Below are 1,837 nucleotides of genomic sequence, written 5' to 3' on the forward strand. Positions count from 1 at the left end.
CCGAAGCCGCAGCGGCCGCAGACCAGCGCCCGCTCGCCGCGCGCATCCGGCCCGGTGTCGCCGCCGCAGCGGCCGCAATAGCGGTGGTCGCGAGCCCAGCCGAGGATCTGCGCGGCGCGCGCGGCGAGGTGGAAGCGGCCGCCATCGAGCAGGGCCAGCAGCTGGCGCAGCGGCAGCCACTGCCAGCCCGCCTCCGCGGCTTCGACAGCCTCCGGCCACGCGAGGGTGAATGCCGGCTGGCCCTGCCAGTGGCCGAGGAAATGCGTCACGCCCGTCGGGGCATGCGCCGGTCCCGATGCCGGCGGCACCGGCACGCCGCCGGTCAGCCAGCCCAGTGCATCGTGGCGGGGAAAGGCTATCTCCGTCGCCGTGCCGGCACCGCGCACCAGCAGGCGGCCGTCATGGAACACCAGCACCAGGGCATGTCCCGGCACCGGCCCTTCATGGCGTACGCCCGGCTGGTAGGGCTCAGTCATGGTCGCGGAACAGACAGCGGCCGCCGACCGACTTGTCCAGCACCTGCAGGCGCAGCTCGTGCGCTTCCAGCTCGTCGGCGCTGGCGCGGATCACCGGCAGCGGCTCGCGGCCGGCGGCGAGACGGCGGATGGCGTCGCTGCGACCACCGCCCTCGCCCGATGTTTCATCCTCGCTGCCCAGCGACAGGCCGACCTGGCCGCCGGTCATGGCCAGATAGATGTCCGCCAGGATCTCGGCGTCCAGCAAGGCGCCGTGGTAGGTGCGGTCACGCTGGTCGGCGCCGTAGCGACGCGCCAGCGCGTCGAGGTTGTTCTTCTGGCCCGGATGCTTGGCGCGCGCCAGCAGCAGCGTGTCGAGCACGCCGCAGACCGTGGTCACCGGCGGCATGCCCAGCCGGCCCAGCTCGGCATTGATGAAGCCGACGTCGAAGGCCGCGTTGTGGATCACCAGCTCGGCACCGGAGATGAAGCGCATGAATTCGTCGACGACATCCGCGAAGCGCGGCTTGTCGCGCAGGAACTCGTTGGTGATGCCGTGCACCGCCATGGCGCCGGCATCGACCTCGCGGTCGGGCTGCAGGTAGTGATGGAAACTCCGCCGCGTCGGCCGGCGGTTGACCAGCTCCAGGCAGCCGATCTCGATGATGCGGTGGCCCTGCGACGGATCGAGGCCGGTGGTTTCGGTGTCGAGAATGATCTGGCGCATGTGTCAGCCCTGCTGTCCGTGGTCGATGGCTTCGTTGGCGAGGCGGTCGACCGCCTCGTTGCCGGGGTCGCCGGCGTGGCCCTTGACCCAGCGCCAGTCGATCTCGTGGCGGGTCGCCACGGCATCCAGCGCCTGCCACAGGTCGGCATTCTTGACCGGCTGCTTCGCCGCCGTCTTCCAGCCCTTGGCCTTCCAGCCCTTCAGCCACTCGGTCATGCCCTTGCGCAGGTACTCCGAGTCGGTCCACAGCGTGACCTTGCAGGGCTGCTTGAGGATGCTCAGCGCCTCCAGGGCGGCGCGCAACTCCATGCGGTTGTTGGTCGTCGCCGGCTCGTAGCCGGACAGCTCGCGACGGTGGCCGCCGCTGCTGAGCAGGGCCGCCCAGCCACCGGGGCCGGGGTTGCCGCGGCAGGCGCCGTCGGTATAGATCACCACTTGGGTCATGCGGAATCCTTGATATGGGCGTTGCCGGCGCGCGACTGCGGCGCCCAGGCCGCGCCCGACCAGTCGCCTTGGCGACGGCGGGCGCGCGATGGCGCACGCGAGACCGGGCAGAGCGTGTCCTTCTGCCAGAGCTGGACGCTCCACTCGGCGCCGGGCAGCCAATTCTGCCACCGTGCCGACCACATGCGCGACAGGCGCGGCGGCATCAGGT

At 71.2% G+C, this 1,837-nt stretch carries 2 protein-coding genes and 1 pseudogene; all 3 read right to left on the minus strand.

Translation table 11 applies throughout. The features are described from left to right. Nucleotides 1-476: NUDIX-like domain-containing protein (locus C5O18_RS09030; RefSeq protein ID WP_277422165.1), on the minus strand; the 476-nt coding region annotated here is incomplete at its 3' end. Then, a pseudogene (gene dnaQ / locus C5O18_RS11275) lies at nt 469-1,626 on the minus strand (DNA polymerase III subunit epsilon). The pseudogene dnaQ and the gene C5O18_RS09030, both read right to left, overlap by 8 nt. Next, on the minus strand, nt 1,623-1,837 hold a 215-nt coding region (locus C5O18_RS10525; protein WP_158249322.1), incomplete at its 5' end, for a hypothetical protein. The gene C5O18_RS10525 and the pseudogene dnaQ, both read right to left, overlap by 4 nt.

The sequence above is a fragment of the Amnimonas aquatica genome, from assembly GCF_002943415.1.
Taxonomy (GTDB): Bacteria; Pseudomonadota; Gammaproteobacteria; order Pseudomonadales; family Moraxellaceae; genus Perlucidibaca; species Perlucidibaca aquatica_A.